Here is a 26553-nt window from a genome sequence, read left to right on the forward strand (position 1 = left end):
TATAAATACATCGCAATCTGCTCTAATGTGTATCTAATGATATGCTTTTTAATACTCTTTATTGGAAGTGTTTTAACCACTCCCCTATTGGCGATCACTGTATTAGAATACCATGTATTGAATATCGCTCATTTTAAGCTTCACGCTCATTGGAACCTTAAAGCTTAACGCTCATTGGAACCTTAACACTCATTGTATGACTCAATAAACCCTAAGCATTTATAAAAACCTCTAGGATATACAAACCTTTATGAAGTCGTTTCAACTTGTTCACTGGTTTTACCAAAGCGGCGCTGACGATGTGAAAAATCAATGAGCATCGTATTAAGCTCGTCTGGTTTAAAATCTGGCCATAATGTTTTGGTAAAATACAATTCAGCGTAAGCGGACTGCCATAATAGAAAGTTAGACAATCGATATTCCCCGCCTGTACGTATCATCATATCGACATCAGGGACATCAGACAGTTGAATGTGATGGCCTAATATGTGAGTATTCACATCTTTTGCAGCCAATTGGCCTTGTTCAACTTGATAAGCAAGCTGCTTTGCAGCATTCGCTATATCCCATTGTCCGCCATAACTGACTGCAATCACCAATGTCATGGCTGTAAATCCAGCGGTTTTATTTTCAGCATCCGTCATGAGCGCCTGCAAATCACTATCAAGCTGACTTCGCTCTCCAATAAAGCGCATACGAATGTTGTATTTTTTCATTCGCGGCATTTGTTCATTAATCGTATGAGTCAGTAGCCGCATTAACAGCGCAACCTCATCATCGGGTCGTTCCCAATTTTCACTTGAAAAAGCAAATACGGTTAATACGTCGATGCCAACTTCAAGGCAATATTCTACAAGCGGGTCTAACGCATCTTTACCCGACACATGACCTTGGCCTTTTGGCATATTGTGAGATTTAGCATAACGATTGTTGCCGTCCATAATAATTGCAATATGGTTTGGCAACACTGTAGGCACACGCCTATTAGCGTGCCTCTCATCTGTATTTGTAGCGTGCTCATCTTCTGTCATAACGGTATTCACTACGTGGTATTAAACTTCCATCAGCTCACTTTCTTTTGCTTCAAGCTTGCTATCAATAGTATTGATATATTTGTCAGTAAGCTTTTGAATTTCGTCGCTAGCACGGCGCTCTTCATCTTCGCCGATTTCTTTTTCTTTTGCTAAGTCTTTAATATCATTTAGCATATCGCGGCGCACATTACGGATAGACACACGACTGTTTTCAGCATCGCTTCGTGCAAGTTTTTGCATGTCGCGGCGGGTCTCTTCTGTTAATGCTGGCATAGGCACACGAATCACATCGGCAGTCATAGGATTTAAACCCAAATCCGCTTCTCGTATCGCTTTGTCTACAGCTTGAACCATTGAACGTTCAAATGGCTGAACTAACAAAGTGCGAGAGTCTTCTACATTTACGCTAGCAACTTGATTCAACGGCGTATCAGCTCCGTAATAATTTACCATCACACCTGACAGCATACCTGGATGAGCACGGCCTGTACGTACTTTACTAAAAGCAGTTTCCAATGCTTCTAGCGTCTTTTTCATGCGGCTTTCGCCTTCTTTTTTAATATCATTAATCATAAAAATCTTCCTTACCTATTGGTTTAAGCTATTTGTTTTAAACTATTTATTAAAGTCTATATATAATTAAACTGAATCTAAATTAACTGGATTTGATTTAACTAAATGACAATTTAACAGATAGAGAAATTTGGTTGCAAATAATCAAGGGGGTGTTTCAAAGCCCGCTTTTAATCTCTTAATCTCTCAATTTCTAAATCTCTCAATCGTTTAATTGTTTAATACATTCATGCAGGTTCTTAATGAAACACGCGTGTGCCTTCATTTTCGCCCATAATCACATTCAATAAAGCATTGGGCTTATTCATATCAAATACTTGTAAAGGAACGTTGTGTTCACGGCATAAAGCAATCGCTGTTAAATCCATGACACCTAGTTTTTGCTCTAAAACCTCATCAAAGGTTAACGCATCATACTTTTTTGCATCGCTATGTTCGCTTGGGTCTTTGTCGTAAACGCCATCAACTTTAGTTGCTTTTAATATAACGCCTGCTTCAATTTCGATACCTCTGAGACACGCTGCTGTGTCGGTGGTGAAAAATGGATTACCCGTTCCTGCCACAAAAATACAAACGTCATTATTTTTTAAATAGCGTATCGCATTACGGCTACTATAGCTCTCTGTCACTTCACCAATGGGAAGTGCTGACATCAGACGGGTATTAATGTTACGGCGCTCCAGTGCATCACGCATTGCCAGTCCGTTCATCACGGTGGCAAGCATTCCCATTTGATCGCCAGTAACTCGTCCAACCAAACCTTCTTTTTGCAGTTGGCTGCCTCTATATAAATTGCCACCACCGACAACAATGCCGACTTGAACCCCAAGACCGCATAAATGCGCTATGGACAAACTCATTTTATCCAGTACCGAAGTATCGATACCCATGTCTTTACCACCCGCTAAGGCTTCGCCTGATAGTTTGAGTAAAATACGTGAATACTGTGGATTTTTATCAGACATATGACACCTTATTATTTATCAAATGAGTATTGATTTAACTGTTATTTTAATAGGTTTAACGTGTATCGAGTGTTTAACTATGTCTTATACCATCGATTGAATTAATTTCAAGCCCATCATAGCCATGACTCTATAGCATGTTAAATGCTGTAGAGTTTACCAAAAATAGCCTGTTTCTTATAGCGTTAAATTTTTCAATTTTAACATAGACCAATCAAACCACACTCAACTAGGCTGTCAACAACGTAGTCAACTTATAGCAATAAACAACAAATTTTAATGAGTTAGCACACAACTAAATGCCGTATCGTTAACAGCTTATTAATTGAATGTTGTTTGATTAAATGATGTTTAATTAAATGCTCTATTGTTGAATGTCATAGGACGCAAATAAGTCGTATTCGCTTGCTTCGTCAACAGTAACCGTGATCATGTCACCAATGCTTAATGCAATTTTGCCCGAGTGGACAATATTGTCTACGTAAACGTGTCCATCTATCTCTGGTGCGTCCGCATAACTACGACAAATGGCAATATAATCATCCGTATCGATATCATCGACCAAGACGGTCATGGTTTTACCCACTTTATCTTGCAGTTTTTGTTCAGAGATTTGCTGCTGTACTTCCATAAAGCGCTCATAGCGTTGCTGCTTAATCGCTTCAGGGACTGGATCTGGTAGTTCATTGGCAACTGCGCCCTCAACTTCTGAATAGGTAAAACACCCAACGCGATCTAATTTAGCTTGTTTTAACCACTCTAATAAGTATTCAAAATCCGCTTCAGTTTCTCCCGGGAAGCCTACGACAAATGTAGAACGGATAACGATATCTGGATTTATCTCACGCCATTTATAAATGCGCTCAAGTGTATTTTCACTGTGTGCGGGGCGCTTCATTAATTTTAAGATACGCGGGCTGGCATGTTGTAACGGTATATCCAAATAAGGCAACAACCCCCCTTTATCGTTTGGCTTAGCCATAAGCTCGACTACCTTATCAACATGCGGATATGGATAGACATAATGCAGACGTACCCATACATCAAGCTGTGACATTGCTTGACACATATCAAAGAATTTGGATTTTAGGGGCATACCATTCCAAAAAGACGTGCGATATTTTAAATCAAGCCCATAAGCAGAAGTATCTTGAGAGATGACTAAAAGCTCTTTAACCCCTGCTTTTTTGAGTGAAATCGCCTCATTCATCACGTTATCTATCGGACTCGAAACCAAATCGCCTCTTAAGCTTGGAATAATACAGAAGGTACAGCGGTGATTGCAGCCCTCAGATATTTTTAGATAAGCATAGTGACTTGGGGTTAGCTTAACTCCTGCTTCGTTGATTAGATCTATTTTGGGATCATAGTCTTTGGCATCAGACAGTGCTTTAGGCATAGGCGCATGCGTAGATACTGCGGTGACCACTTCTTGATAAGCATGTGCCCCCGTTACTGATAATACCGCAGGATGCATTTTCTGAATTTTTTCAGCATCTTTTCCCAAGCAGCCTGTGACGATAACTTTTCCATTTTGATTGATTGCTTCGCCGATGGCATCTAGGGACTCCTGAACGGCGGATTCAATGAAACCGCAAGTATTTACCACGACCAAATCTGCACCCTCATAATCGGAAGCTACTCGGTACCCTTCACGTGTCAGTTCGGTGATGATTCGTTCGCTATCGACAAGCGCTTTAGGACAACCTAATGACACAAACCCTACTTTTGGCGCTACATTGATAGTCGTGCTGAGTATTTGTGTATCTGACTGCTGAGCGCTTTGTTGCACGCTTCGGTTTTGATTGTGATTGGCTTTATGGTGATTGGCTTTAAGATGATTAGCTTTAGATGGTTCTGAAATTTTTGAACCAATTTGGGTAGATGGGTTGGGATTGAACATTGAAACCGATGTATCGGTAGTTTGGCTTGGCATAGATAAATACTTCTAAAGATAATGTATTAATGATTTGATGAGTCATTCACTATTAATAGTTAAAGACTAAGCAAACAGCGAATCGAAAAATAGCAATTAGCAATTAGCAATTAGCAATTAGCAATTGGTTAACTCTAAATGGATAGCTTTAAATCGATAAGTGTAATTATTAAAGTGTAACTATTAAGTAGTCTTAATATGGCTCATTTAATTTATGGCCTATTATACTAAAGCCTAGCCATAATAGTCACACTTATATATGGCGACACGGAACAAATACAAACAGATTAGCTGGAAATTAGACACAGTTTGGCTAAAATATAGCCATTTTTAGACCATAACTTATTTCATTTGCAAATAGGTAAATGCTTTAGTACTAGTAAATATTTACACATCCCTTAAAGCCATACAGGTGCACGAAGCTTTTTTTAATATAGATTATATTGCATTATTAATGCACCTTATTGATTTAAAATCAATAAATTATTAAATAACCAAACATATATTTCATCAAAATATATCATTCACCATGTATTTTGCACTATTATATAACATAATATCATTTATGCACTATTTTTGTTCATTTCTAAAGTATTATTAGATTATATTGTCTTCAATTTTGGACTAGCGATTGGTATCAATATTGCACCTTGAAGAATAGTGGATTACCTAAAACCTTCACACGGTTTTATAACTTTATTATTCTAAAAATTGACAAGCGCCGACGTCTGTATCAAATAAAAATTAAATTAGTCCACATAAATTATTATTTAATAATTGAACGTATATACCACGCTGATAATTTGAAGATCAAACATTATTTATTTTAAACAGTCAGTATTAATATAATTAGCCTTTATTTAAAAAGAAACATTATGCAACCGAACAACGCACTGCTAATTTTACAAAATCTATATACCAGTATCATATGGGTGGATAGTGATTTCAAAATTTCATGGGTAAATCTGCAAACTGAGCAACTATTTGCCGTTAGTAAATCTCGCATGATCGGACAAACTATATTCGATATGCTCATTCCAACTGACAGCATTACGCCCTCTAGTAAATCAAAAAAGAAAGCCCTAAGAGATAAAGCCAAACAAAAAGGATTAAACACTAAGGATCTTAAAAGTAGAGACCTAAATAGTAAAAAATTAAATGGCAAAGCTTATAAAGAAGATACTTCAGTAGAGTCAAACTCGACACAAGACCGAATAAATGATCCTGATGACCCAATTCAAAAACTTATCACTCAGTTCAATAACGCCATAACTTACCAACAACCTTTTATAAAGTATGGCCGTATTATAAAAGGTATCAGCCACCCAATATACGTTCATTATAGCGTGACACCCGTCGAACAACATGGAAGTACGTCATTTATCATAGAACTCTGGGAAGGTGACCGCTATAGTCGCTTTGATCGTGAGCATCGATTACAAGAGCAACATGATGTCTCTCGTGAAATGCTTAGATCTGTGGCACATGAAGTAAAGAATCCATTGGCGGGTATTCGCGGTGCAGCTCAATTGTTAATAAAACAAACACGCGTGCACCAAGCTATTGACAACGAAGGCGAGTCGAACAACTCAATAACCGACAAATCATTTGAGCGACTAACTAACCACCCCGCTAAAGTCTCAAATAATACAGTATTGGTGAATGCCAAAAAACTCAGTACTTATGCCAATATTGTCATTAGTGAAACCGACCGTTTGACCAATCTTATAAAACAATTATTAGGATTGAACACACTGCCAGAACTACAATCAATCAATATCCACGAACCCCTCGAACATGTGGTATTGCTTAACCTGACACAGCATCCTGAAGTTAGAATACTTAGAGATTACGACTTATCTATACCAGAATTAATCGCTGATAAAAACCAACTGATTCAAGTATTTTTAAACTTGGTCAATAATGCGTGTGAAGCCATGCTAGAGCAAGATCAATCTATTCTAGCGGATGATTATAGACCCGAACTCACTTTATCTACGCGTATCGAACATCAATATACCATTGGGCGAGCGTTTCATCGCCAAGTCATAAAAATAAGCATCTGTGATAACGGCGCGGGTATAGATCCAGATTTAATTGACCGTATTTTCTTCCCTCTAGTGACAGGGAGAGCAAGCGGAACAGGATTAGGGTTAGCACTCGTTCAAGAGATCATTCATCGACATGAGGGCGCAATCGAGGTGAACTCGCAACCTGGACACACCCAGTTTGATATCTATTTACCTTTTGCGCCGCAAGATAACAAAAAAACATTGTAATTTTTAGACACCCTAAGTACTTGATTTCGCCTTAGACGCTTAGACGCTTAGACGCTTAGACACTTAGACACTTAGACACTTAGACATTTGAACACTTTATTGGACTCTAGGCACGTAAAAAACAAGCAAAACATTTTTTGTTCAACAAAGCATTCTAATAAAAATATTGGATTTTTATAATAGGTATAACAGGAACTAAGCCATGACTACGAGTAATACCATTTGGTTAATTGATGATGACCCCGCCTTGAGATTAATACTTGAAGATACGTTTAATGATGCCGGTTTAATCGTACAGACGTTTTCAAATGCTAAAGGCGCGTGGGCGCGATTAAATGATATATTAAATGGTCATGAATCGCGTGATATCCTCCCAGATATTGTACTTACTGATATCCGTATGCCGATGATGGATGGCTTATCCTTTAGCGACTGGATGCATAGTAACTTTCCTGAGTTACCCGTTATAGTAATGACCGCTCATTCGGACTTAAAATCAGCGATAGACAGTTATGACACAGGCGCTTTTGAGTATTTACCAAAGCCATTTGATTTAGATCATGCTGTATCGGTGGTCAATAAAGCCATTCAATCTAATCCTGTTAATAACGCCCCTACGTCTACATCAAATAATACTGATCAGACCGATGTTGCCGCTACAAGCAAGCATTTAGACGTTAGTGCTGCTAGCAGTGACAACACCGTAATATCCCAACCTAAGTCTGAAAATAAAACGCAGAAGACGCCTATACCTGCTCCTAGCCGCAAGAACAAGAAAACGCCTAACGATTCAAAAACAACCATCATCGGACAGTCTTCAGCAATGCAGACCGTGTTCCGTGCAATTGGTCGACTGGCGTCTTCACCGATTACCGTCTTAATCACTGGTGAGTCTGGTACCGGTAAAGAATTGGTTGCAGGCGCGCTTCATAAAAACTCTCCACGTCATAAAAACCCCTTTATCGCTCTAAATATGGCGGCCATACCGCATGAGCTTATAGAGTCGGAATTATTTGGGCATGAAAAAGGCGCTTTTACAGGGGCTACGACCCAGCGTCCTGGACGCTTTGAACAAGCCAATGGTGGTACTTTATTTTTAGATGAGATTGGTGACATGCCCTTTAGTACGCAAACACGGCTATTGAGGGTATTGGCTAATGGTGAATTTTTTAGAGTGGGCGGACAAAAGCCCATTAAAGTAGATGTTCGAATAATTGCGGCCACACACCAGAACCTTGAAGTATTAGTAAAAGAAGGAAAATTTAGAGAAGATTTATTTTATCGCTTAAATGTCATTCGTCTGCCACTACCACCTTTGCGTGCTCGTCCCGATGATATCCCAGAATTGACCGACTTTTTCATGCAGCGTGCCGCTGAAGAGATGGGTACAGAAGTGAAGCAGCTATCTGATGATGCCTTAGCACTGATGCAGAGATTTACATGGCCTGGCAATGTACGTCAGCTTGAAAATGCGTGTCGCTGGATCACCGTTATGGCGACAGGCGATATATTAACCGTTAGTGACTTGCCTCCGGATCTTATTGAATTTGCAAATCAGTTGCAGCAGCAAGCTGAATACCAACTATTGCGTAATGATGCTCAAATCTCAGAAAGCACAATGAGTGCCAATGATAGCAACCTTAACGCACAATCTAATCAACATTCAAGCTCTAATTTAAAGTCACCTCCACAACTGCCCTCACATCCTGCTCAAGCGCAAGGCGCTCAGCCTCATAATTCCTTCTGGGACCAAGCGAACAGTCTGCCCAATTTACCAAGCTCAATCACGCCTACGCACTTTAATCCATCTTCATCGCACGTTCAGCAAGAAACAACTGCTCAGTATAATGGTACCGAAAACAGTCCTCAAAATGGTCTTCACAATAGCGTGCCATCCAATCAAACTAACAACAACGCTTCAAGCGCCTTACAATGGCAAAATCAGTTATATAACTGGGCAGACAATGCGCTCAACCAAGGCCAAACTGAAATTTTGCAACTCGCTACTCCAGAGTTTGAAAAGATATTAATCAAAGTAGCTTTAAAGCATAGCCGTGGACGTAAGGGTGAAGCTGCTGATTTGTTGGGATGGGGACGCAATACGTTAACCCGCAAACTCAAACTTTTGAATTTATCTGAGACTAATTATTAATGGGTCAACAATCAGATGGGTTAACGATGAGCAATAGGCTAACAACGCTCTTTAAAGTATGATGTATGTTTGAGTATTGGCTTCGCTTTCAAAATAATATAGCTTTAACCGAGCGAAAACCTTGTTTGCGGCAAATTATTTATAAAGAGTTGAATGGCGTATTAGGGCGTATCCCTATTTGAAAATTAAATAATTTATGGTCTAAAAATGGCATTATTGTCGCCAAACTGTGTCTAATTTCTAGCTAATATGCTTATAGTATCTTCAAAATTATTTGTGTTTGACAAAAATCTATCCCAATTTTAGCCTCACAATCCAAATAGGGACACGACCTAAATAAAAATACTTAAAAAACTTAAAAAAAGCTTGCCAACTTTTTTAAATTGTATATAATAGCCAACCACTGAGACACACTAACCCAGTGAGTATCATTTAAGATTTAAGCGATTGAATTTTAAAGTATGGTACTGGTAATAAATTAATGGGGCTGTGGCGGAATTGGTAGACGCACCAGATTTAGGTTCTGGCGCCGAGAGGTGTGAGAGTTCGAGTCTCTCCAGCCCCACCATTTTACGGTTAGTCAATCTCATATCAAATATTAAAACCCGCTTATTAGCGGGTTTTTTATTGCTTAAATTTTTATAACTACGTTTATTGTACAGATATTGAACGGATACCTTTTTAACAGTATTGGTTTTATTTGTTTAGCTAATTATTTGTTTTTGCTAATAACTAGTTTTTGCTAATAAATTGGTCCAGCTAATTATCTCCGGTTTAGACCATAAAGTCAGCATGCTGCTCTAAGCATTCAATAACCTCATCCATGTTAACCATTCTATTTTTTAAATGTTTAGCCATAAGTTTGTCTATTAACGGCTGCATGATCGCCCACTCATTGGGTAAAATAGGTATAGACGTCTGGCAATGCTGAATTGCCCATTTGTGCATTATATCGTTATCACCATGCTTGTTATTTAAGTCATAAGCTGTGTAAGGACGATATCCTACCAATATCTCATACATTGAGATTCCGAAGGCATAAATATCACTTTGAATACTCTTTGGTTTACCTTGCCAACATTCTGGTGCTAAATAAGCCGGAGTACCTGCTAAACTTTGATTGCTTTTATCATATGAATTGTGCGTATCAAGGGATGTTACATAGCTAAAGTCATTTAGATAAGTCACAAATACCAATGATTTATTTTGTTTTAAAAAATGACTGGTATTAATGTAGGTTGAAGGGGAGGATTTAGTATTAAATTGCTTCGTACCAGCTTTTACTGGTTGATAGAGCTGCGTATTTAATAGCCGCTGCTTATGGCGTAATCCATTATGGCGCTTTACATCTAACAAAACATTACTTGGTTTGATATCCCCATGAATCCATCTTTTAGTATGTAAACACTGAATAGATTTACCCATTTGTACAACCAGATTTAGCCGATTTCGGCTTGATATTTTATTTTTAGACAAATAATCCTTCACACTACCTAATTTAAAATACGGCATTAATATGGCACTATAGTCAAACGGTGTTTGTTCTATTAGTACAACACGTCGAGGTAATATACGATAATGGGATATGCCGCAGTCTGAGTTAATGCAAGATTGCTTTAAAAGATCGATATTAGTTATCTCATTATCTAAATCTGTTAATAAAAGCTCATTGGTATGAGTCAGTTGCCACTTAACCACGTAAGAGGTAGCAGACTTATCTACGCGGCTAAGTCCTTGGACGTTTGAATTTATACTCGCTGTGTCATAACTTAAACGCAGATATTTGACATTTTTAAACCCCTGTTCACACAGCAGTTGATTGACAGTCTGTATAATAGTGTCTTGAGATTTTATAGTGGTTAATTCCATATTTAGATGATTTATAAGTTTTTATTATTTAATAGTTTTTGATAAAAGTTTAAAACTCTCAAAATATCATTGCTATAAGCTTTTAACTCGCTTTTGAACCTCTCTTAACCGCTTAACCGCTTAACTATAACGCACTTTCATACCCCGAATCTTTTTTAGATTTATTTTCATTTACGGTTTTATAGATATGGCAACTTCAATCAATACCTTAACTCTTGACGATACCCTTGCTCAGCTACTTGCTGACTATTTAAGACAGCATACAACACCTCCGCTTTATATTGAAAGTGAGCAATTAGCTTATCGTTGGGTCGGTGGTCAAAAAGGCATATTAGAACCGATCAATGTGAGCTCAAATCTGTCTTTAGACGATTTATTAGGCATTGATACTCAAAAACAAAAGATTGTTCAAAACACCAAACAATTTTTGGCAGGACATCCCGCCAATCATGTACTAATGACAGGGACAAGGGGGGCAGGCAAATCCTCAATGATTCGCGCCTTGTTAAACGAGTTCAAAGACGAAGGGCTGCGTATGATTGAAGTGTCTCGTGATGATTTAAAAGCACTTGATAAAATACGTCAAGCCATTAACGACAATGCTAATAATGACTGCCGATACATCATATATTGCGATGATTTGGCGTTTAATGGTCAAGATGAAAACTATCGTACCTTAAAAACAATTTTAGATGGTGCTTTAGATTCAGAGCAAGATGAGCTATTGGTATATGCTACCAGTAATCGCCGTCATCTACTCCCCCAGCTGATGAAAGACAATGTCAATATATACGATGGTCAAACCGATGAGGTCAACCCTTATGAAGCGATCGATGAAACCGTATCATTATCAGATCGCTTTGGATTGTGGCTCTCCTTCTACCCTATGGATCAATCGACATATCTGCAAATTGTCGAGCATTATCTTAACGCTGAAGGTATAGAGTGGCAGGATAATATTCGTAAGGAGGCGTTGCTATGGTCATCTAGCCGTGGCGGGCGATCAGGTCGGATAGCCTATCAATTCGCAAGACATTGGATTGGCAGCTCGCGATTAAAACAAAGCTAAATGTATTTGGAGATGTATAACCTGTTCTACGCGAAAGCTCTTAATAATGCTTAGGCTATTTACTTATAAATGGTAATTGTTTAACCCCTTTATCACTAACTTCATAGCGTGCAAAATCACGGGCAAGCCATAGATTGCCGTTATAATATTGCTTTGCTTCTTGACGGATATCAGCCATGTTATCTGTCTCAGACTCTGGATCATCAAAGGACTGATAGCGGGCGCTAAAATGCGTCAATATAAGATTTTTTATATTTACTGATTGGGCAAATCTTGCAATACACTTTACAGTAGTGTGCATAGGATCTATAGCTTTTGGACGCGATTGAATTTTATCAGCTATCGCCTGTGTATAGGTGGCTTCGTGCACCAATAAATCAACATCATTTGCAGCGTGCGCTAGTAACTCAGGGTTGTCGTTATCCCCTGCTACAATAATCTTTAAAGTTTTAGTCATTCGGCTAGTGTAGTCGATTGAATTTAGAATAGTGCCATCCTGCAGCGTGACGTCTTCACCAGATTGTAGCCTACCCCACACCGATGTCGGTTCGATACCTTCTCTATTCAACTTATCGATATCAAGCTTAATTGTTTGAACTGTTTGAGTAAGCTTGAAGCCATAGGAATCCACCCGATGTGATAACTTAGTAACATATAAGTCAATTTGATGCGTACTTAAAAAATTAAGCGAGAAGGACTGGTCAGAATTTATCAGGTTTTCAATGGAAATAAATGTTATGTCGAAGGGAAGATATAATTGCGTCGTGAGCTTGACGGCGTCAATAAACTCAGCGATCGCTTGAGGTGCAATAATAGTCAGTGGAGACTGCCTACCCGACATTGCCATACTGGCAAGTAGACCTGGTAATCCATAACAATGATCGCCATGAACATGCGTGATACATATTGCTTCGAGTTTATGTACACTGAGGTTTGTTTTAAGCAGTTGATGCTGTGTTGCCTCCCCGCAGTCTATTAATAGCCATTTTCGGTGCTTTTTACTTTGTTGGCTACTCCGCGACGCAAAGGGATTTAAGCATTCAATTGCTAACCCTGTGACATTACGATGTTTGGTAGGAACACCGGCTGATGTTCCTAAAAAAGTCAGATGAAGCATATCGTTGATAACCTCATCATTAACACCCTCATCATTAACACCCTCATCACTAACACCCTCATCATTAATAACCTCGATAGCAATTATAAAACAAAGGGATATGTAGCCTAAACTCATATCCCTAAATGGTTATTAATACCTATTAGATCATTCGTATTAAGTAATTCGTATTAAGTAATACGTATTAATTAATACCTAGTAAGCAATGTTTTTAATAATGCTTATGTGGCGTCATACGGATCACGTAGAACGATGGTTTCTTCACGGTCTGGACCTGTCGAGATGATGTCCACAGGACAGTCTATTAACTGCTCAATACGTTTGATATAGGCTTTGGCTTCTTCAGGTAAGTCTTCATATTTGGTAATACCTACGGTTGATCCTTCCCATCCTGGCAAAGTCTCATATTTAGGCGTTACTGATTCATAAAACTCACCATCATGAGCACCCGCACATTCCGTTTCTGGTAATTCGTAGCCGATACCAATGCGTATTTCGTCTAAACCATCTAATACATCAAGCTTAGTTAAGCAAATTCCTGACAATGAATTTAGAACCACCGCACGGCGCAATGCTTCAGCATCGAACCAACCACAGCGGCGAGCACGGCCCGTTGTCGCACCAAACTCATGACCGACTTTGGCTAGATGAGCGCCCACATCATCAAAGAGTTCGGTTGGGAACGGACCACTACCTACTCGTGTGGTGTAAGCTTTGGTGATCCCTAGTACATAGTCAAGATACAAAGGGCCGATACCTGTACCCGTTGAGACGCCGCCTGCGGTAACACTTGAGCTGGTAACAAACGGATAAGTACCATGGTCGATATCTAACAGCGTACCTTGAGCGCCCTCAAACATGAGGTTTTTGCCAGCAAGGCGTAACTGATTTAGCTCTTCAGTCACATCACAAACCAAACCGGTCAGCTCTTTTTTCCACGCTTGACACAGCGCATACGTGTCATCAAAGTCGATAGCATCAACTTCATAGTACTGAGTAAGCTGGAAGTTATGATAATCAATAAGGTTTCTAAGCTTTTCTTCTAAATCGTTACGGAACAAATCAGCAAGCTTAATAGCTCTGCGAGCCACTTTATCTTCATACGCTGGACCAATGCCGCGGCCTGTAGTGCCAATCTTGCCTGAGCCGCGTTTTAATTCACGCGCTTGATCTAGTGCAATATGGTACGGCAGAATCAATGGGCAATTTGGTGAAATTCTTAAGCGCTCACGAACGGGGACATTATTATCCTCAAGCTCTTTCATTTCAATAAGTAAAGCTTCTGGCGAGAGTACAACACCGTTACCGATATAACAGGTCACCCCTTCACGTAAAATGCCAGACGGTATTAAATGTAGTACGGTCTTTTTACCATCAACAACTAGGGTATGGCCTGCGTTATGACCCCCTTGAAAACGAGCAACTGCGGAGGCTTTTTCGGTCAGTAAATCAACAATCTTACCTTTACCTTCATCGCCCCACTGGCTACCTAGTACTACAACATTTTGTCCCATAACAAATCCTTAACCGCTTCAATTAAACTAAAAAACTTTGGAAATACTTAAATTATGAAAATGATAATTTTTAAAAAAACATTAACTTTAAATAAAAAAATGAAATAAAAAACGAATATGATTAATAAAATAGAGTATATGTTCTGTATCTTATTAAGTTACTATCCTTTTTTTTGTGACTATTATTTTTCGAGTGACTATCCCTTTGCACCTAATAATGAAGGATTACAACGGTTTAAAATTAATATAAATTTTTAAGCAATAACAAGATATTAATTTCAAACAGGCTAACCTACCTCAAAGTGCTTGTAATACCCAATCATTGTTTTCCAAAACAAGAATATGAGTTACTCCTTTTGGCTTGTCCTCTTTGCTTAAAGGGCGAATCACTCTATAACCCTCAGCACGAAGTTCAGATATTTTTGTATTTAGTGTATTCAAATCTTGATGTAATTTATCTCTATTATCGCCAATACCACTACTATTATTGGTTGCTCGATTGCGCATATTTTGTATTTCAGCAATATCATCGAAGTTTACCAATATTAGCTTCGTCTCATTTATGCTAATTAAACGCTGTAAACGCGTCACTTCTACGCTAAACCCAGTTGCGCTACGTGAAGGTATTTCTTCTGCTAACGTATCAGACGAATGCTGACCTGTTATAAAGCTGTGGCTATTAAAACGCCCGCCCCGAACCACGGCTTGAGACTCATTGCCGAAGTATCCATTAAACACGATGCCGGTATGATAATGATAACCAAGCTCTGTAATATCTACGCTCACATTACCGCCAAGATCGCCGCTAATATAAGCCGCCATAACTTGCACATCTTTGATGGCATCATTAATGACAGAGTCTTTATTTGCCGCATCGGATAAAGCATCTTTTAGCGCTTGCATGTCATGCCCATATACGGCCAAGTGATAAAAATCATTACCCATAGGCAAATCACTACAGACATTTTGTAGTTCAGGTAGTGCTTTATTGGCATATAGATTAATAAGCGCTGATGCATCATTGTCAGATAAACCTGCCAGTTCCTTGAGACGAGCAAATATAGCTACGTGGCCTATATCGATGTGTAGCTTTTGCTTTAAATCTAAAGTATCGAGCAAACAATAAAGAACCTCTATAAGTTCTAAATCTGCATCTAAACTGTCGCTTCCAAAAATTTCAGCTCCCAATTGAAGCGGTGTACGTGAGCCGAACAAGCCATTAGGCAGGGTACGAATAACATGACCTGCATAGCAATAGCGGGCTATTTTATCCGCTTTACTGAGCTTATTTAAATGCGCATCTATACGGAGTATTTGCGGAGTAATATCAGCTCTCACACCCATCAAACGGCCTGAAAGTTGGTCAATAATCTTAAAGGTTTGGCGTTTTAAGTCTTCTGATGCATTGCCAAGCAAAGATTCGGTAAATTCAATCATTGGCGGGCAAATGAGCTCATAACCACGATTTACTAATAAACGGGTTAACTTATATCGCAGCCATTCTTGTTTTTGAGCTTCGTTAGATAACAAATCACTAACACCATCTGGCAATAGCCAAATATTTTCAATATCTGAAACCTGTGACAGCTTATCCGCGGTTTTATTTTGAACATTACTGGAGGGTGAACTATCAGACACGAGTAATCCTTGTTTGGAGACATCAGAGTGTGTGTATTGAGATTTATTAAATATATCTTAGGTACACACCGCATTTGGATGCCATTACCAAATCGCTAGTTAAAGTGTTTTAGGTCTTATGATATGTAACCGACCCTATTTACTCATAATTATAAATGTAGTTTGAACAAGGCACTTATTAAAGTATTACCTTTTATAGTCGCATATTAATCGCATACGGGTGTTGCAATTAATAAAATAATTCAAGTCATACCGAATTTTAAAATTAACATATCGAGAAAAACGAGTGCAAACGTTACAAGTAGTAGGTTCAGCGGATTTGGCAGCGATAGGTTGTTTTTTAAGAAAAGGTATAGCTTGTTTTATTCGACTCAATCTTAATTCTATTTGAAACAAACCCTTAGTCTAGCATAGCTCTCTTGTTTCGACTAGCCAGACTATAAACAATTATTAAGTTCTGTTGTGAAAGTAAGCGTAGCTTAAAACGTGTTCTTTAAAAATATATAAAGTCATGATTTGCATCAATTTATAGCTCAAACAGATTCAAAAATTTATTGGCCACTGCATTTACTATAAATGTCACATAGAGGTTATGTTAAAATCAAAGCATAGTTATATTTATAGTAACATTTGTCTTACCCTATTTTTAGAGCACTTATATATATGTCTTCAAATCATCCAGACCCTTCACTTAATCAAAGAAACGTATTAGGTACTGCCCTATCTAGTTGCTGTTTTGATCCTATTACAGGTTATTATCGTAATGGCTTTTGCCATACTGGGCCTCATGATGTCGGTCAACACACGGTCTGTGCCAAGATGACGAGCGAATTTTTAAACTTTTCGGTCAAAACCGGTAACGATCTTGTGACGCCGATGCCAGAATATGGCTTTAGTGGCCTTCAACCTGGCGATTATTGGTGTGTATGTGCTTTACGTTGGCTTGATGCATTAGATCACGGCGCCGCACCTCAGATTAAACTTGAAGCATGTCATGAAAGCTTATTAGATTTAGTCGACATGGATACTCTTAAACATTATGCATTATAGTTATCAGCATGCCTCATTCTAATCAGTCTAAGACTACGGATTATCAGTATGCCAAGTCTTTGGAAGCTGATAACTTAATGCAATCTAGGCAGATCTTACAGTCGACAAAGCCTGAAAGTTTTGCAAACGATCATGAAGAAAAGCAAACCTCTGAGCTGTTGTCATCAACCATGCCAGTATACGATCCTGATGCCGAACGTGTTGAGGATTTTGAACGTTCAGGCATCAATGAAATTGTCAATTGTTGTGTATATTCTAGAAAATCAGGTGAGTTTATACAGGAAATTGAACTCGATGATGTTGCAGATCAACTTGCCAACAAGGATCATTTTATCTGGCTAGGTCTTTATGATCCCAATATAGATACTATCCATAAAGTAAAAAACGCTTTTGATATTCATGAGCTGGCATTAGAGGATGCGTTTAATGAAAATCAGCGTGCAAAAGTCGAAAATTATGGACAAGACTCTATATTCGTCGTTGTGCGTACCGCTTATTTAGCTGAAAATACCATTCATTATGGTACGACCTCAATGTTTATGGGTAATAACTACATTATTTCCATTCGCACAGGAGCATCCCACTCTTATGCCCCTGTACGCGCGTATTGTCACAAACGCCCTGAAAAAATGCGTATGGGCCCGGTATTTGTATTACACGCCATCCTTGATTATGTCGTAGATAGCTATTTACCTATTACCGACAGCTTGGCTGAGTACTTAAAAGAGCAAGAGCGCATTATTTTTTCATATAACTTTAGCAAAAATACGTTGCAAAGCCTTTATACATTGAAGTCTCAATTAGTACATATGCGCGCCGTTATGTTACCCGTTCAGGACATATGTAACTTTTTTATCAATCATAAAAAGACAGAGCTTGCTGCTTCATTTCCTAATGCAGCCAAACCATATTTTAGAGATATCAATGACCATTTACTTAGGGCATTAGATGCGGTAAATGGACTTAATGAGATGTTGAGTGTCGCTATGGATACTTATATGGCTATGGTGAATATGGGGCAGAACGAGGTCGTGCGTAAGTTAGCAGCGTGGGCGGGTATACTTGCAGTGCCAACAGCGGTTGCAGGTATCTATGGCATGAACTTCGATATTATGCCCGAATTACATTATGAATATTCATACTACATCATTCTGGGTTTGATTTTTTTGACGTGTTTAGTGCTATATCGCCAATTTAAGAAGTCAGGTTGGCTATAACTTAATAACATTTTAGATGTCTTACTATTGATGACCAGACACTAATATAAGCTAAAATTGTCGCCCTAATAAACATCTAATGTTTTGACACAATCTTATGTTTAATGGTCTTTATCGCGCACTTTTTTATGATTATCTTCGGGTCGTCCAAACTGATTTGACGTCCATGTCAGCAGTACAATAGACAGGCTTAGCACAAAAATAGAAACAGTAATGGTCATCAATAGCCACAAATGATAAGTATCGGACACGGCTTGTACATCCACAACCAAATGTCGTGATAATGCAGTAATGGCGATATAGATAAGAAACTGGACAGGCAAACGATGCGTCTTAAAATAAATCCCAATCATTGCTAATAATTCTAAATAAATGAATAGCATCAAAATATCTTTTAAAGCAGCTTTGCCTTTTTCTAAAATCCCAATAAACTCAGCACCTGCTGCCCATATTACAACAGCACATATCACTAGCAATACAACATAGTGACCAACATCTACCATCAACTCGCCAAAGCTTTGAACTCGATCGTGCCATTTTTTATTATCAAACATTCAAAGCCCCTCTAAGTTTCACTTAATAGTTTGATGCAATCGTAAGAAGCCCGTCAGAAATCATTCTTGTTTTGATTAAGGCATTATAGCTAGTCAAGCTAAGCTAATCGCATTTAGCAAATAGATTTTAGCAAATCGATTTTAGCTAAACGGGTATAACTACATAGCTGCCGCTTTCTCAGCCGCCTCAACAGTCTGACGTATTAAGGTATTAATTGTCATAGGTCCTACGCCTCCAGGTACAGGTGTATAAGCTGATGCAATTGAATCAATACCCTTAAGCTCAATGTCGCCCACACCGCCCTCATCCGTTGGGTGAAAGCCTGCATCTACCACAACTGCGCCCGGTTTGATCCACTCCTTTTTGATCAGTTCAGGAACACCTACCGCACCAACCACAATATCCGCACGCCCAACATGGTCTGATAAGTTTTGAGTTCTAGAATGGCAGGTCGTTACTGTACAGTTCGCATTCAATAGCATTTGTGCCATAGGCTTACCCAAAATAGCACTTCGCCCTACGACTACTGCATGTTTACCTGCAAAATCAATGCCATTATGGTCTAATAAATACATAATACCTTGCGGTGTACATGAGCCATAAGCGGGCTCACCCATACTCATACGCCCAAACCCAAGTGAGGTAACGCCATCCACATCCTTGGCCAAATCAATGGCATCAAAGCATGCGCGTTCATCAATTTGTTCAGGTACTGGATGTTGTAGCAAGATACCGTGTACGTCTGGGTTACGATTTAACTCATTTATCTTATTTAAAAGCTCATCTGTCGTCGTTTCTTCTGGCATTTCTACACGCATAGACTCCATACCAACTCGTTTGCACGCATTTCCCTTCATGCGAACATACGTTGCTGAAGCAGGATCACCCCCCACTAATATGGTCGCCAATATAGGCGTACGACCAGTATTCTTAATGAGAGCAGAAACGCGTTGACTAAGTTCTGTCTCAATTTGTTTAGCAAGTGCTTTACCATCGAGACGTGTGGCAGTGGTTTGGGTCATATAAAGCTCCATAATCCAAAAATTTTATACGGTAAATTTATAATACTAATAGTGTATTAATAGATCTTTTCTTATTCATTAAAGGTTATGCATTTCAACTTTGCTTTTTATACGGTTATTGTACCCTATGATCTTAAAATAATCAGACCTTGTAAGTACATTAATAGCGGTTTTTTATCATTAGCTATGTTTATCGATAAATGGGTATCTATGAATGAGCACCTATAAATACATACTTATAATTCAAATTTTTTAATAAATCAAAGCTATCAATTCGATAGATGTAATTTGAAATTTATACAGATTTAAGTTACTCTATGTTTCGCAAATTTTGCTGTTCATACCTGTTTAATTTGTATTCAAATGATTTTTATTAAACGGATTAAGTCATATTTATTATCAGATTATGAATAGCTAAATAGTATCGGCCGATGCCATAAAGACCTCGATGTCTTAGTATTTGCATTAGCCTCAATTTGGAAAGCCCATATTGGTTTATTTAAATCATCGTATTTATTTTAACTTGTTATATGCATTGGGTATTACCTTTGTCAAACTTATAAGATAATTGAAGACTACTATCTTATTACTTTCAATAAAATAAAAAACATTACCACAATTTTGAGAAGAAGATATCTCTTAAAGGTGTGCTTTTTATGTGAATTTATACTTTATGTGAACGTCAATTTAAGACTAACTTAGACTCTGAGAATTAGTTAGATTCTGAGAATTTGATGTAACAAATTTGATATTGCGTTTAATATTGTGTTTGATATTACGTAAAGTTTTATACATTTGCTCTAGCTTCAGTTCTTTCCTTAATAGCTATTTAGTAGCTTTATGCTTAGTTTCTTTATACATCGGCATCGCTATGCATTATCTTAGATTGATATGCTGATGTTACAACTGGCCTGTCCTATTACACCATAGTACAGGCATTTTTTTGTCCAAAATATGAGCCAAAAGTTTTTAGATATGAATTGAAGCTGGACTTAAATAAGGATGGTGACATTAGAAATATGTAGATCAACCACAGTCATCATTTTTTCTTAAATTTTATTAAGGAGAATGATTTGCAAGCTCAAGAACTGTTTCAATTTTCAGCATGGGCTATCATCATTATGATGCTGGCTTTTTATGGGGGGACTTATTTACTCTCATTAGTGATTAAGAAGGAAAAAGAAAACACCTCAGGCTTTATGGTTGCTGGTCATGGGGTTGGGTTTGGTATGGGCGCTGCTAGTATGACAGCGACCTGGATTTGGGCGGCGTCTTTTTATGCCGCAGCGACTTCGGGTTATAAGTATGGATTATCAGGCCCTATTCATTATGGATTTTGGGGCGCACTGATGATTCTATTCATATATCCATTTGGTATGCGCTTTCGCCAGTTAGCTCCTAATGGTCATACCTTAGGTGAATTAATTAATGCTCGACATGGATCATCTAGCCAATTGGTCTTAGCAGTCTCAAACCTGATGGGTAGTTTAATTAGCTTGATGGTCAATTTTACCGCGGCAGGTGCTTTGGTTTCGGTATTATCACCTTTATCCTTCCAGACGGGGGTATTTATCGCTGCTGTCGGGGTTCTTAGCTATACCCTAACTTCAGGCTTTCGCGCTTCAGTATTTACTGACTTTGCACAGCTGGTAGCTTTAATGGCAATCGGTGTGGTAATTATTCCAGCGGTCTTATTAGCTATGGGCGGCCCGCAAGCCATGGTAGATGGTCTACCAAACTTAACTGCTCAGCAGCAAGATTTCTTCTCATCAGAAGCTTTCTTACATCAAGGAGCCCCATACTTTGTGGCTGTATTGGCTTATGCGATAGGTAACCAGACCATTACCCAGCGCTTATTTGCAATTGATAAATCTAAAATTAAAGCCACTTTCTTTACTGCAACCGTAGGCTACGCAGGTATTGTGATTGGTTTAGGAATGATTGGTCTGATGGCATTGACCGTAGGTATACAGCCGCTTGATGGTGATATGAATAACTTAATCCCGCAAATGGTAAGCACATACCTTCATCCTGTATTTATTGCCTTGTTTTTTATATTGGTTATTGGGTCTCTGTCATCTACTGCTGACTCAGACTTATCGGCGCTTTCAACCATTATGATGGCAGATGTATATGGTAAAAACATAGCCAAAGACAATCCAAATCCCAAAAAAATGATGATTGTTGGACGTGCCACCATGGTAGTGGCAACTGCTTTAGGTTTAATTTTTGCCAGCCTAAAGCTGGATATACTTGTCATGTTGGTCTTCGTTGGTGCGCTTTGGGGCGCCGTGGTCTTTCCAGTTATTGCTAGCGTATTTTGGGATCGAGTAACTAATCTAGCTTTTACCGCTTCTGTTATCGTGGCATTATTATTCTTCAGTATTGCTCGTTTTGAGCTATTGCCTATTGAAGGCGGTATTGCCTTAATGTTTGAAATCTTTGCAAGCGTTGGCGCTGCGGTAGTTATAGGCTTAATGATATTTGGCTTTTTCGGACGCAAATTAGGCATCATCGCCGCTTTTATAACGTTAGTATTAATGCTTATCTACGCCACAGGGTTCCTTCGTGATTATGAGGTATTATTATCTTCATTAACTGCCTATGGTGTCAGTACAATAGCTTGTGTCGCATTGAGCTTACTGAATAAAGAGCGCTTTGATTTTGATTTAATCAAAGAGCGTGTCGGCAGCTATGACAAACCAAACACGCAAGAATCATCTTCATCTTGATTACCGTTTGAATTGTCACTGTACATAGTTTTAAATCATATTTTATTTGTATTCTAAATATAAGGAGGTAAATATGAGCACATTTGCTTACGGACTGTATATTTTAATTTGGCCTGCAATAACTTTAGGTGTATTGATTCTGATTTGTACTGCCACCTATCGAGATGCTAAAAAAGCGAAAGCACAGAATAAAGAAATAGTTTAACCATTACTGATAAACGGTTAATTTGTTGGATCATTCAAAGCATACTTTGTTTAGTTTACGAATATAGTTTAAGTATCATATTTAGTTTTATGTTTTAATTACTATGTTTATAGACAATCTAAGTATGCTTTTTATTTTGTTCAATCTATTGAATAACGTTAATAGCTTTGAGTATAAACAAAATAACTTATATAATTTAAATATAGTCGTTTATAACCCTTGTAATTTAATTTCAATTTGCTATTATAGTTCACCTCAAATGGCTGGGTGGCAGAGTGGTTATGCAGCGGATTGCAAATCCGTGGACGCCGGTTCGATTCCGACCTCAGCCTCCAAATTATTCTTAAAGCTTTTATATGTTTGAGAAAATAAGTGTTGACGCATATTGATTTTATGATAATATACGCGCACTTAATGAGTTGCTAAAGTTTAGCAATTTAGTTTAAAAGTTTTGCCCGGGTGGTGAAATTGGTAGACACAAGGGATTTAAAATCCCTCGATCGCAAGATCGTGCCGGTTCAAGTCCGGCTCCGGGTACCATATTTTAGTTATAAGAAGAAAGGCTTCCAAGCAATTGGAAGCCTTTTTTTGTTTGGGTGTTTTGTGGGTTTTAAATACCCGTATAATACCCAAGATGACATGAGTATTAGACTTAAATACTTATAGGATTATAACGCATAGTAACTTCTTACAATCAGTCTTAGCCCGATTATAAATGTTCACACTAGTTTGATTTACATGGTCGAATAGTAGTTATTAATAAGAACTAAGGGTAGCTTGTTAGAAAACTCAAACTGTCCATTTAAATAAAAATTATCTACATCTGCACTCTTTACTAGATATATTAATCAGACTTCCGCTTTTTAATAATTTTATATATGTACCCCATTGCAATACCTAGTATTAGGCCTACTATTCCAAAAAATGTAATATGCGCTGTTAGTTCAGTTAAAATATTCATAAGCTCTCTTAGATTTATATTTAAAAAAGTATTAAGTATTGTATTAAGCCCTATTCGAAGCCCACAATCCTTCAGGATAAATATGCTGAGCCTCAATAGTAGGATATCCGCTAAACTTAAGCTGCAATGATTCGTTATCTGGCGTTAAAGTACATACCGAACCTAAGGGAAAGCTATGCTTGCCAGCCACATGCCCAAAAGGCATTCCTGTAAATACAGGCAAGCCTGTGATACGCTTTAACTGCTTTATAACTACCCCCATATCATATCGAGCATCATAACTGTCTTCTCCCGTACCACTAAATGCGCCCAATATAATGGCTTGTTGATTCTTAAAGATACCTGCTAAATACAGACTATACAACATACGCTCTACTTGATAGGGCTGCTCACCAACCTCCTCTAAAAATACAATACCTCCGCTTGGACTTGGCAGATAAGGACTTCCTACCAAAGCCGACATCACACTTAAGTTGCCACCCCAAAGGACACCTGAGAGAGGTCGCTTTAACAACGAATACTGCTGCTCCGGTAAGGGTATAACTAAGTTTGGGTTGGTAATGGCATTAACAAACGCTTGGCAGCTCACTTTATCTGGTTGTTTTTTGCCAAACTCGCTGTACAACATCGGTGCTGATAAGCTACTCATATTACCTTGTGCCAATAAAGCACATTGAAGCGCAGTCACATCACTAAAGCCTGCAAATATAGTCCCCTGCTCTTTAAGAACATGCCCAAGCGATATCCAGTCAATATGCTCAAGTAAGCGAATAGCACCATAACCACCTCTTATAGCCATCAGCATTTTAGGGGCTGGTACCGCACCAGTTGCAATGTTCTGTAAGTCGCTAGCCCGCTGCTGATCCGTTCCGCCAAAGCGTAGATACTGTCTGCGCATTATGTCGGGATTTTGAATATCAAAACCAGCACAAGCTAACCGCTTTACGCCTAATGTGTTTCTGGACTCATTCATCCCAGCATTAGAGCTTGCAAACAAACGAGTGGAAATGATGGGTGTACGGCATTTAATATTATTGTTCTTTAAGTTATCGTTCTTATTTTTATTGTGATTTAGGTGATTAAGGTCATTAGAGTTATTAGGATTAGAGTTATTAGGATTATTGTTATTAAACAAACTCTTATCAGAAGATGTAAGCGTCTTAGTGTTTGCCTTTTTTGGATAACTTCCCAATATACTCAAGCCACCGATACCGAACGCGATTAGCTTTAGAAATCGTCTACGGTCTAAACTTGTTGTATTAAGCTCTATAGAGTGTTGCGAATCACTCATACTCACCTCAAATCAATGAATTAGATATATCTTGTATCATATCTAAAACCCAAAACCTAGTGTTGTCTACGTTATAATATTGGAACAAAAAAACATAAGTTATTCTAGTCCATGTTCCTAGTCACTGTTTAAATCTTAATATTAACTTTAATGACTTTAATTGTATTTAGGGTCATTTTAATATCATTTTAATATCATTATTATAGGAATTATTATGAGTTATACATTCAATCGTACCTATCCTCATACCCGTTTACGTCGTTTAAGAGTTCACGATAATGTTCGCTCAATGATACGTGAAGTTGAGCTACATCCTAAACACTTTATTGCTCCTGTCTTTGTATTAGAAGGTGAAAATCAGCGTGAGGCCGTGGCTAGCATGCCAGGTGTCGAACGGTTATCAATTGATCTATTAATAGAATACGCCAAAGAGCTACTTGCTGAGGGTGTAACCACAGTTGATATTTTCCCTGTAATCGATAGCAGTTTGAAAACTGAAGATGGCCGTGAAGCTTATAATCCTGATGGATTGACGTGTCGTGCGGTCCGTGCGCTAAAAGAACATGTGCCCGAGATGGTTGTTATGACAGATGTGGCATTAGATCCTTATACCACACATGGTCAAGATGGGTTAATAGATAACTCAGGCTATGTTATTAACGATGAAACAGTTGATGTTTTAGTGGAGCAAGCACTGGCACATGCGCGTGCTGGGGCAGACATCATCTCCCCGAGTGATATGATGGATGGACGTATTTTGGCTATGCGAGAAGCACTAGAAACAGAAGGTTTTGCGAATACGGCATTGATGGCATATTCTGCTAAATATGCTTCGGCATACTATGGCCCTTTTCGCGATGCTGTCGGTAGTGCAGGTAACTTAAAAGGCGGTCATAAAAAACAATATCAAATGGACTTTGGAAATCGAGCAGAAGCGTTACATGAAGTCGCTATGGATATAAATGAAGGTGCTGATATGGTCATGATTAAACCCGGTCAGCCATATTTAGACCTCATACGTGAGGTTAAAAACACCTTTGGTGTGCCAACTTTTGCCTACCAAGTATCTGGTGAATATGCGATGCATAAGGCTGCGATTGAAAATGGATGGTTAACCGATGCTGTTATCCTCGAGTCTCTTATTGGATTTCGCCGTGCAGGTGCAGACGGCATCTTAACTTATTTTGCCTTAGAAGCTGCTAAACAGTTGAATGCTTTAAGATAATTCTTATTCATTACTTTAACTGAACTTGTGTAGACCCCTTCCCTAATCTATTGAAGATTGGGGATTTTTTATTAAAAAACAACAATCTGGCTGTCATCTATGCCAATCGTATGGTCAAAGAACTTTAAAGTAGTCACAAGGCAACCAAG

At 38.4% G+C, this 26553-nt stretch carries 19 protein-coding genes and 3 tRNA genes; 11 read left to right on the plus strand and 11 right to left on the minus strand.

What is annotated here, in order from left to right:
- Positions 1-248 precede the first annotated feature (248 nt).
- The 4 genes from uppS to rimO form a co-directional block, all read right to left on the minus strand.
- Positions 249-1031 (minus strand): polyprenyl diphosphate synthase, encoded by a 783-nt coding sequence (gene uppS, locus AC21OH_RS07460; RefSeq protein ID WP_487370873.1) that lies wholly within the window; start codon positions 1029-1031, stop codon positions 249-251.
- A gap of 21 nt (positions 1032-1052) precedes the next feature.
- Positions 1053-1607: a ribosome recycling factor gene (gene frr / locus AC21OH_RS07465; protein WP_487370874.1), complete on the minus strand. Its 555-nt coding sequence runs from the start codon at positions 1605-1607 to the stop codon at positions 1053-1055.
- Positions 1608-1846: 239 nt separating this feature from the next.
- Positions 1847-2572, minus strand: a complete 726-nt coding sequence (gene pyrH / locus AC21OH_RS07470; protein ID WP_486536197.1) for a UMP kinase — start codon at positions 2570-2572, stop codon at positions 1847-1849.
- A 364-nt stretch (positions 2573-2936) separates the two neighbouring features.
- Entirely contained in the window at positions 2937-4508 is a 1572-nt protein-coding gene (gene rimO, locus AC21OH_RS07475) for a 30S ribosomal protein S12 methylthiotransferase RimO (RefSeq protein ID WP_487370875.1), read from the minus strand.
- Positions 4509-5383: 875 nt separating this feature from the next.
- On the opposite strand from rimO, the gene AC21OH_RS07480 reads away from it, so the two are divergent.
- The 3 genes from AC21OH_RS07480 (at position 5384) to AC21OH_RS07490 (ending at position 9507) form a co-directional block, all read left to right on the plus strand.
- On the plus strand, positions 5384-6787 hold the full coding sequence (locus AC21OH_RS07480) for a two-component system sensor histidine kinase NtrB (RefSeq protein WP_487370816.1): 1404 nt from the start codon (positions 5384-5386) through the stop codon (positions 6785-6787).
- A 202-nt stretch (positions 6788-6989) separates the two neighbouring features.
- A complete protein-coding gene (locus AC21OH_RS07485) occupies positions 6990-8939 on the plus strand; it encodes a sigma 54-interacting transcriptional regulator (RefSeq protein WP_487370817.1) in 1950 nt (649 codons plus the stop codon).
- A 483-nt stretch (positions 8940-9422) separates the two neighbouring features.
- A tRNA-Leu gene (locus tag AC21OH_RS07490) sits at positions 9423-9507 on the plus strand.
- A gap of 206 nt (positions 9508-9713) precedes the next feature.
- Here the strand turns inward: AC21OH_RS07490 and AC21OH_RS07495 are convergent.
- Entirely contained in the window at positions 9714-10808 is a 1095-nt protein-coding gene (locus AC21OH_RS07495) for a protein kinase domain-containing protein (protein ID WP_487370818.1), read from the minus strand.
- A gap of 187 nt (positions 10809-10995) precedes the next feature.
- Here AC21OH_RS07495 and AC21OH_RS07500 point away from each other — a divergent pair, with 187 nt between their 5' ends.
- Positions 10996-11877 carry an ATP-binding protein gene (locus AC21OH_RS07500; protein WP_487370819.1) on the plus strand — a complete coding sequence of 294 codons (882 nt, stop codon included), beginning with the start codon at positions 10996-10998 and terminating at the stop codon, positions 11875-11877.
- A gap of 55 nt (positions 11878-11932) precedes the next feature.
- Here AC21OH_RS07500 and AC21OH_RS07505 read toward each other — a convergent pair whose 3' ends face one another.
- From AC21OH_RS07505 to AC21OH_RS07515, 3 genes are all read right to left on the minus strand, one after another.
- Complete coding sequence (locus AC21OH_RS07505) at positions 11933-13111, minus strand: ribonuclease Z (protein ID WP_487370820.1); 1179 nt, start codon at positions 13109-13111, stop codon at positions 11933-11935.
- Positions 13112-13215: 104 nt separating this feature from the next.
- Entirely contained in the window at positions 13216-14508 is a 1293-nt protein-coding gene (locus tag AC21OH_RS07510; protein ID WP_487370821.1) for an adenylosuccinate synthase, read from the minus strand.
- Positions 14509-14805: 297 nt separating this feature from the next.
- Entirely contained in the window at positions 14806-16146 is a 1341-nt protein-coding gene (locus AC21OH_RS07515) for an ATP phosphoribosyltransferase regulatory subunit (RefSeq protein WP_487370822.1), read from the minus strand.
- Between the two features lie 663 nt (positions 16147-16809).
- Between AC21OH_RS07515 and AC21OH_RS07520 the strand changes: the two genes are divergently transcribed.
- Together AC21OH_RS07520 and corA are read left to right on the plus strand one after the other, a co-directional pair.
- Entirely contained in the window at positions 16810-17196 is a 387-nt protein-coding gene (locus AC21OH_RS07520) for a DUF2237 family protein (RefSeq protein WP_486536206.1), read from the plus strand.
- Positions 17197-17204: 8 nt separating this feature from the next.
- Positions 17205-18413 (plus strand): magnesium/cobalt transporter CorA, encoded by a 1209-nt coding sequence (gene corA / locus AC21OH_RS07525; RefSeq protein WP_487370823.1) that lies wholly within the window; start codon positions 17205-17207, stop codon positions 18411-18413.
- A gap of 101 nt (positions 18414-18514) precedes the next feature.
- Here corA and AC21OH_RS07530 read toward each other — a convergent pair whose 3' ends face one another.
- Positions 18515-18967, minus strand: a complete 453-nt coding sequence (locus tag AC21OH_RS07530) for a phosphate-starvation-inducible protein PsiE (protein ID WP_486536207.1) — start codon at positions 18965-18967, stop codon at positions 18515-18517.
- Positions 18968-19126: 159 nt separating this feature from the next.
- Complete coding sequence (gene folD / locus AC21OH_RS07535) at positions 19127-19990, minus strand: bifunctional methylenetetrahydrofolate dehydrogenase/methenyltetrahydrofolate cyclohydrolase FolD (RefSeq protein ID WP_487370824.1); 864 nt, start codon at positions 19988-19990, stop codon at positions 19127-19129.
- 1088 nt (positions 19991-21078) lie between these two features.
- Between folD and AC21OH_RS07540 the strand changes: the two genes are divergently transcribed.
- The 4 genes from AC21OH_RS07540 to AC21OH_RS07555 all read left to right on the plus strand — a co-directional run bounded on the left by AC21OH_RS07540 (position 21079) and on the right by AC21OH_RS07555 (position 23467).
- On the plus strand, positions 21079-22722 hold the full coding sequence (locus tag AC21OH_RS07540; protein ID WP_487370841.1) for a sodium:solute symporter family protein: 1644 nt from the start codon (positions 21079-21081) through the stop codon (positions 22720-22722).
- A gap of 73 nt (positions 22723-22795) precedes the next feature.
- On the plus strand, positions 22796-22927 hold the full coding sequence (locus AC21OH_RS07545; protein ID WP_487370825.1) for a putative transporter small subunit: 132 nt from the start codon (positions 22796-22798) through the stop codon (positions 22925-22927).
- Positions 22928-23188: 261 nt separating this feature from the next.
- Positions 23189-23262: transfer RNA gene (locus AC21OH_RS07550), tRNA-Cys, on the plus strand.
- A 118-nt stretch (positions 23263-23380) separates the two neighbouring features.
- A tRNA-Leu gene (locus AC21OH_RS07555) sits at positions 23381-23467 on the plus strand.
- Positions 23468-23931: 464 nt separating this feature from the next.
- On the opposite strand, the gene AC21OH_RS07560 is transcribed toward AC21OH_RS07555, so the two are convergent.
- Positions 23932-25179 carry an LD-carboxypeptidase gene (locus tag AC21OH_RS07560; RefSeq protein WP_487370826.1) on the minus strand — a complete coding sequence of 416 codons (1248 nt, stop codon included), beginning with the start codon at positions 25177-25179 and terminating at the stop codon, positions 23932-23934.
- Positions 25180-25393: 214 nt separating this feature from the next.
- Between AC21OH_RS07560 and hemB the strand changes: the two genes are divergently transcribed.
- Complete coding sequence (gene hemB, locus AC21OH_RS07565) at positions 25394-26404, plus strand: porphobilinogen synthase (protein WP_487370827.1); 1011 nt, start codon at positions 25394-25396, stop codon at positions 26402-26404.
- Positions 26405-26553: the final 149 nt, after the last annotated feature.

The organism is Psychrobacter sp. CX10, from assembly GCF_057621575.2.

Excerpts from the sequence above, each read along its gene's own strand:
- AC21OH_RS07505 (WP_487370820.1), bottom strand. The coding sequence starts at position 13,111 with ATGAGTTTAGGCTACATATCCCTTTGTTTTATAATTGCTATCGAGGTT.
- pyrH (WP_486536197.1), bottom strand. The coding sequence starts at position 2,572 with ATGTCTGATAAAAATCCACAGTATTCACGTATTTTACTCAAACTATCA.
- AC21OH_RS07485 (WP_487370817.1), top strand. The coding sequence starts at position 6,990 with ATGACTACGAGTAATACCATTTGGTTAATTGATGATGACCCCGCCTTG.
- uppS (WP_487370873.1), bottom strand. The coding sequence starts at position 1,031 with ATGACAGAAGATGAGCACGCTACAAATACAGATGAGAGGCACGCTAAT.
- folD (WP_487370824.1), bottom strand. The coding sequence starts at position 19,990 with ATGACCCAAACCACTGCCACACGTCTCGATGGTAAAGCACTTGCTAAA.
- rimO (WP_487370875.1), bottom strand. The coding sequence starts at position 4,508 with ATGCCAAGCCAAACTACCGATACATCGGTTTCAATGTTCAATCCCAAC.
- AC21OH_RS07510 (WP_487370821.1), bottom strand. The coding sequence starts at position 14,508 with ATGGGACAAAATGTTGTAGTACTAGGTAGCCAGTGGGGCGATGAAGGT.
- frr (WP_487370874.1), bottom strand. The coding sequence starts at position 1,607 with ATGATTAATGATATTAAAAAAGAAGGCGAAAGCCGCATGAAAAAGACG.
- AC21OH_RS07480 (WP_487370816.1), top strand. The coding sequence starts at position 5,384 with ATGCAACCGAACAACGCACTGCTAATTTTACAAAATCTATATACCAGT.
- AC21OH_RS07495 (WP_487370818.1), bottom strand. The coding sequence starts at position 10,808 with ATGGAATTAACCACTATAAAATCTCAAGACACTATTATACAGACTGTC.
- hemB (WP_487370827.1), top strand. The coding sequence starts at position 25,394 with ATGAGTTATACATTCAATCGTACCTATCCTCATACCCGTTTACGTCGT.
- AC21OH_RS07520 (WP_486536206.1), top strand. The coding sequence starts at position 16,810 with ATGTCTTCAAATCATCCAGACCCTTCACTTAATCAAAGAAACGTATTA.
- AC21OH_RS07545 (WP_487370825.1), top strand. The coding sequence starts at position 22,796 with ATGAGCACATTTGCTTACGGACTGTATATTTTAATTTGGCCTGCAATA.
- corA (WP_487370823.1), top strand. The coding sequence starts at position 17,205 with ATGCCTCATTCTAATCAGTCTAAGACTACGGATTATCAGTATGCCAAG.
- AC21OH_RS07560 (WP_487370826.1), bottom strand. The coding sequence starts at position 25,179 with ATGAGTGATTCGCAACACTCTATAGAGCTTAATACAACAAGTTTAGAC.
- AC21OH_RS07500 (WP_487370819.1), top strand. The coding sequence starts at position 10,996 with ATGGCAACTTCAATCAATACCTTAACTCTTGACGATACCCTTGCTCAG.
- AC21OH_RS07530 (WP_486536207.1), bottom strand. The coding sequence starts at position 18,967 with ATGTTTGATAATAAAAAATGGCACGATCGAGTTCAAAGCTTTGGCGAG.